The following is a 4,770-nucleotide window of genomic DNA, read 5'->3' as shown; positions in this document are numbered from 1 at the left end:
TCCCCGGCGCCGACGGCGGGCGGCGCGTTGAGCACGTCGGCGATGCGCGCGGCCGACGCCCGGCCCTGCGCGAGTTCGCCGTTGACCCAGGAGAAGATCGTGAACGGCGTGATCAGGTACTGCGCCAGCCCGACCGCGGCGACCAGGTCGCCGACGCTGATGTCGCCCGCAGCGGCGAGGTTGCCGCCGACGAGCGCGACCACGGCGATGAAGACGCCGGTGAGCGCGAGCAACGCGCCGTTGTGCCACGCCTGGGCGCGCGCGGCCCGGAGCGTCGCCTTCAGCGAGTCCTGGCTGGTGCGGCGGTAGCGGTCGACGGCGGCGCTTTCGGCGCCGACGCCCTTGAGCACGCGCAGCCCGGCGACGAGGTCGGTGGCGATGCCGGACGCGAACGCGGACCGCTCCTGCTCGGCCTCGCTGCGGCGCTCGAGGGGCTTGCCGATCAGGTGCGCCAGGTACAGCATCGGCGGCGTGCCGAGCAGCACGAGCAGGCCGAGCGGCAGCGACATGGTGAGCAGCGCGACGGCGCTGACCAGCAGCCCGGCCAGCCCGGCGGCGGCGAAGGGCAGCACACCGTTGACCGTGCCGACGCGCTTCGCGTCCGACGTCCCGATGCTGACCAGTTCCCCGGCCAGCGCACCGGAATCCGCGACCCCGCCCGGGTGCAGCACCCGGCGCCCGACGTCGAGGCGGAGCTCGTGGCCCGCGCGCTCCGCGGCGCGTTCGCCGAAGCGCGCGCCCAGGCGGTAGCTGGTCGACAGCGCGGCGAAGAGGACGCCCAGCACCGCGAGCCACAGCAGGAGCGTGCCCACCGAACCGCCGGCGACGGCCTGGTCGATCACCACGCCGATCACCACCGGCACCAGTGCTTCGCCGCCCTGGTGGCCCGCGGTCAGCAGGGCCGCGAGGGTCACCGATCGTCGTTGCCCGGCGATCGACCGGCGGAGGACTTCCCGTCCCGTCGTGCTCACCCGCGCCTCCCTGTCCGCGTCGTGGATAGGTAAGGCTAGTCTAAGTAAAAGAGTTACGGGAAAACGGTCGGCTTCGTCTCAGTCCGCGGCTCGGCGGCCGGTTCCCCGAACCGCGCCAGCGCGAGCGCGGCGGCCACGGCGAGCACGAACCCGGCGACGGCGACCACCGCGAACCCCGGTCGCGTGCGGTCGCCGAGCGCGAACACGCCGATCAGCGAGGGGAACACGGTCTCGCCGAGCACCATCATGGCGGTGGACGTGGTGACGCTCCCGCGCTGCAGCGCCGTCGCGTAGAACAGCATCGCCATCCCGCCCGCGACCGCGACGGTGTAGGTCGCGGGGTCGGTGAGCAGGTCGAGCGGCGCGAGGCTCGGGATGATCCGGCCGGCGATGGCGACGACGCCGAAGCTCAGCCCGGCGACCAGGCCGAGCGCCGGCGTCCGCACCCGGCGGTTCGCCTTCCCGGCGGCGATCCCGGCGCCGGCCAGCACGACGACCGCGCCGACCAGCGCGAGTCGGAAGCCGAGCCCGACGGGGTCGGACCCTTCGCTTTCCGCGGCGGCGCCGAGCAGCGCGAGCCCGGCGCAGACGACGGCGACGGCCGCCCATTCCCGCCGCCCGAGGCGCACCCCGAGGAACCGCGCGGCGACGGCCGTGACCGCGAGGCTCGCGGCGAGCGCGGCCTGCACGACGAACAGCGGGAGCACGTGCAGGGCGGCGATCTGCGCGACGAACCCCAGGATGTCCAGCGCCAGGCCGAGGACGAACTTCCACTGGCCGAGCACGCGCACGAGCAGTTTCGGATCGACGCCGTCGGCGCCGGTGTCCGTCGCCTGCGCGGCGACCGCCTGCATCACCGAAGCCACGCCGTACGCGATAGCCGCGCCCAGGGCGCAGAGCAGTCCCCACCACATGCGGATCACTCTATTTTGTCGGACCCGTGCGGTACGTTGCGGTCATGTCGAACACGAGTTCGAAGACGCACCGCCGCTGGCCCGCGAGGCTGGCGGCCGACGAGCTGCGCCTTCAGCTGGACTTCCTGCAGTTCCTGCGCGCGACGGCGGTGAACAAGCTGGCGGGCCTGACGGTCGGGCAGGCGGCGGCGACCCCGTTGCCGTCGTCGCCGCGGATGAGCGCGCTGGGCGTGGTGAAGCACCTGACGGCGGTGGAGCGCTGGTGGCTGTGCATCGAGGCGGGCGGCGCGGACCTGCCTTCGCTGTGGGCGGGGTCGCCGGACCCGAGCTGGGACCTCGCGGAATCCGACACCCCGGAGTCCGTGGTGGCGGCGTACCGGGCGGAGTGGGGCCGGGCGGAGAAGGCCTTGTACCGGCTGGGCCCGGACGACCGCACCCGGCGAAGGGCGGAGTTCACGGTGCGCTGGGTGGTGGCCCACGTGGTGCAGGAGACGGCCCGGCACGTGGGGCACCTCGACGTGCTGCGGGAGCTGGCGGACGGGGAGGTGGGCGAATGAGACCGAAGAAAACGACGTGACGTCGCCATTAGCCTGGGTATGTGGGTGTCGTCGCGGAGTACCGCCGATTTACCGGCCCCCTGGCCTTCGTGCCAGCGGGGTGCCGGTGCCACGCCCACCGTCGGCTGACGGGTGCGAAGCAGTACTGACCTCGCCGGGTGCCGGGCCAGGGGGAGCCATCTCCCTCACCAGCCCCAGCATCCCGGAGGTCCCGTCATGCCCGAAGCACTCAGTCCCGCCCAGCTCACCCGTGATCTCGCCGTCCGCGATCTCACCGATCCACGAGCTGGGGTGCACGCCGTGCAGCTCGTCGTCCGTGAGGCCGTCGACGCGCTCGCGGCCCGGTGGCCGGTCGCCGTGCGGTGGTGGCCCGGCGATCGCGTCGTCACCGTCGCCGACAACTACGACAACCTCGGCTACGACCCCGCCGACGTCACCCGCGACGCCCGCTACACCCGGTACGTCGACCAGGACCACGTCCTGCGCAGCCACTCGACCGCCATGGTCCCCGCGGCGCTGCGGGCGCTGGCGGCGTGCCCGGCCGACGATGTCCTGCTCGTCTGCCCCGGCATCGTCTACCGGCGCGACAGCATCGACCGGCTGCACAGCGGCACGCCGCACCAGCTCGACCTGTGGCGGATCACCCGCGGCCCGGCCGGCCGGGCGGACCTCGAGGAGATGGTCGCCGCGCTCGTGCCGCACGCGAAGTGGTGCCTCGAGCCGCGCCGCCATCCGTACACAGTGGACGGTGCGCAGCTCGACGTCGAGCACGACGGCCGCTGGGTCGAAGTCGCCGAATGCGGGCTCGCGCACCCCGCCGTGCTCGCGCGCGCCGGCCTCGGCTCCGAGTGGTCCGGGCTCGCGCTCGGCATGGGCCTCGACCGGATGCTGATGCTGCGCAAGGGCATCCCGGACATCCGGCTCCTGCGGTCGGCCGAACCGGCCGTCGCCGCGCAGATGTCCGACCTCGAGCCGTACCGGCCGGTGTCGGCGCTGCCGGCCGTGCGCCGTGACCTGTCGATCGCGGCCGACGCGGGCGACCGGGCCGAAGACCTCGGCGACCGGGTCCGGGACGCGCTCGGTGACGAAGCCGACGTCGTCGAGTCGGTCGAAATCCGCCAGGAGACGCCGTGCGCGGACCTGCCGCCGGCCGCGCTCGTCCGGCTCGGGGCCCGCCGCGATCAGCGGAACCTCCTCGTCCGGCTGGTGCTCCGCCCGCTCGGCGCCACCTTGTCCGACCACGAGGCCAACGTCCTGCGAGACCGCGTGTACGCCGCCCTGCACCGGGGGAGCGGCCACCAGTGGGCGTCAGGCCTGGAGGCCCCGGATCGCCAGCGCGGCGAAGCGCCGTGAAGCCGCGACGCGGGCCGCCGGTGAGGCGGCCTGGATGCCGCCGTTCGCCATGAGCACGAGGATCACGTCGTCCAGTTCGACGTCGGGGCGCAGGTGACCGGCTTCCCGGGCCCGGCGGGTCAGCTCCGCGATCGACTTCACCGCGCGTTCGCGGTCCGCCGCGAAATCCAGCGCGTGCGGGAACACCGCCGTGAACGCCGCGGTGAAGCCCCGGTCGCGGGCGTACAGCTCGCACAGCTTCTCGAGCACCGAAGTGAAGCCGCGCCACGGATCGGGGTCGGCGAGCCCGTCGTCGACGATCGTGTAGCACGCGCGCATCTGGTCGGCGAACGCCTCGGTGGCCAGCGCTTCCTTCGTCGGGAAGTGGCGGTACAGCGTCGCCGGGCCGACGTCGGCGCGCCGGGCGATCTCGCGCATCGGCACCGCCAGGCCGTCGGCCGCGAAGATCGCGCGGGCCGCTTCGAGGATGCGGTCGCGGTTGTCCCGGGCGTCCGAGCGCCGGAGGTGAGGCAAAACGTCGGTCACTCCCTCACTTTAGCGAAACGGACGGGGGCGTCCGTTACCGTCCGCGGTCGATCAACGATCCCGGAACGACGGAGAAGAACAGTGAAAGCAGTCGCGGTGCAGGAATTCGGCGGGCCCGAAGGGCTGGCCGTCGTCGACCTCCCGGTCCCGGACCCGGCCGGCGGGCAGGTGCTGATCAGCACCGAGGCGATCGGCGTCGGCGGCGTGGACATGCTGATCCGCAACGGCTCGCTCGCGGCGTACGGGTTCCGGCCCGGGCACGTCCTCGGCGGCGAGATCGCCGGCACGGTGGCCGCGGTCGGCGACGGCGTCGACCCGGCCTGGCTCGGCCAGCGCGTCTGGGCCTTCACCGGCATCGGCGGCGGTTACGCCGAGCAGGCGGTCGCGCCGGCCGAGACGCTCGTCCCGCTCCCGCCCGCCCTCTCGCCCGTCGACGCCGTGACGCTCGGC

The 4,770-nt window shown here is 73.8% G+C and carries 6 protein-coding genes; 3 read left to right on the top strand and 3 right to left on the bottom strand.

Going from position 1 to position 4,770, the window contains the following annotated elements:
• Both G3I65_RS51605 and G3I65_RS51600 read right to left on the bottom strand, forming a co-directional pair.
• Nucleotides 1-971, bottom strand: a 971-nt coding sequence (locus G3I65_RS51605; protein ID WP_160703328.1) for an ABC transporter ATP-binding protein, incomplete at its 3' end; no start/stop codon positions are given.
• A gap of 53 nt (nucleotides 972-1,024) precedes the next feature.
• Nucleotides 1,025-1,885 (bottom strand): hypothetical protein, encoded by an 861-nt coding sequence (locus G3I65_RS51600; protein WP_163046908.1) that lies wholly within the window; start codon nucleotides 1,883-1,885, stop codon nucleotides 1,025-1,027.
• Nucleotides 1,886-1,929: 44 nt separating this feature from the next.
• Here G3I65_RS51600 and G3I65_RS51595 point away from each other — a divergent pair, with 44 nt between their 5' ends.
• Both G3I65_RS51595 and G3I65_RS51590 read left to right on the top strand, forming a co-directional pair.
• Entirely contained in the window at nucleotides 1,930-2,442 is a 513-nt protein-coding gene (locus G3I65_RS51595) for a DinB family protein (protein WP_163046907.1), read from the top strand.
• A 216-nt stretch (nucleotides 2,443-2,658) separates the two neighbouring features.
• On the top strand, nucleotides 2,659-3,795 hold the full coding sequence (locus tag G3I65_RS51590) for a hypothetical protein (protein WP_160703324.1): 1,137 nt from the start codon (nucleotides 2,659-2,661) through the stop codon (nucleotides 3,793-3,795).
• Here G3I65_RS51590 and G3I65_RS51585 read toward each other — a convergent pair.
• Nucleotides 3,751-4,320: a TetR/AcrR family transcriptional regulator gene (locus G3I65_RS51585; RefSeq protein ID WP_163046906.1), complete on the bottom strand. Its 570-nt coding sequence runs from the start codon at nucleotides 4,318-4,320 to the stop codon at nucleotides 3,751-3,753. The two genes, G3I65_RS51590 and G3I65_RS51585, sit on opposite strands and share 45 nt — an antisense overlap.
• A gap of 81 nt (nucleotides 4,321-4,401) precedes the next feature.
• Here G3I65_RS51585 and G3I65_RS51580 point away from each other — a divergent pair.
• On the top strand, nucleotides 4,402-4,770 hold a 369-nt coding region (locus G3I65_RS51580), incomplete at its 3' end, for an alcohol dehydrogenase catalytic domain-containing protein (protein ID WP_160703322.1).

The sequence above is a fragment of the Amycolatopsis sp. SID8362 genome (assembly GCF_010550475.1).
Lineage (GTDB): Bacteria > Actinomycetota > Actinomycetes > Mycobacteriales > Pseudonocardiaceae > Amycolatopsis > Amycolatopsis eburnea.
The sequence above is the reverse complement of the archived record's forward strand: the minus strand, read 5'-3'. Positions and strand labels throughout refer to the sequence as shown.

What these genes read in the sequence shown, in the direction of transcription:
- G3I65_RS51590 (WP_160703324.1), top strand. Translation starts at nt 2,659, where the DNA reads ATGCCCGAAGCACTCAGTCCCGCCCAGCTCACCCGTGATCTCGCCGTC.
- G3I65_RS51595 (WP_163046907.1), top strand. Translation starts at nt 1,930, where the DNA reads ATGTCGAACACGAGTTCGAAGACGCACCGCCGCTGGCCCGCGAGGCTG.
- G3I65_RS51600 (WP_163046908.1), bottom strand. Translation starts at nt 1,885, where the DNA reads ATGTGGTGGGGACTGCTCTGCGCCCTGGGCGCGGCTATCGCGTACGGC.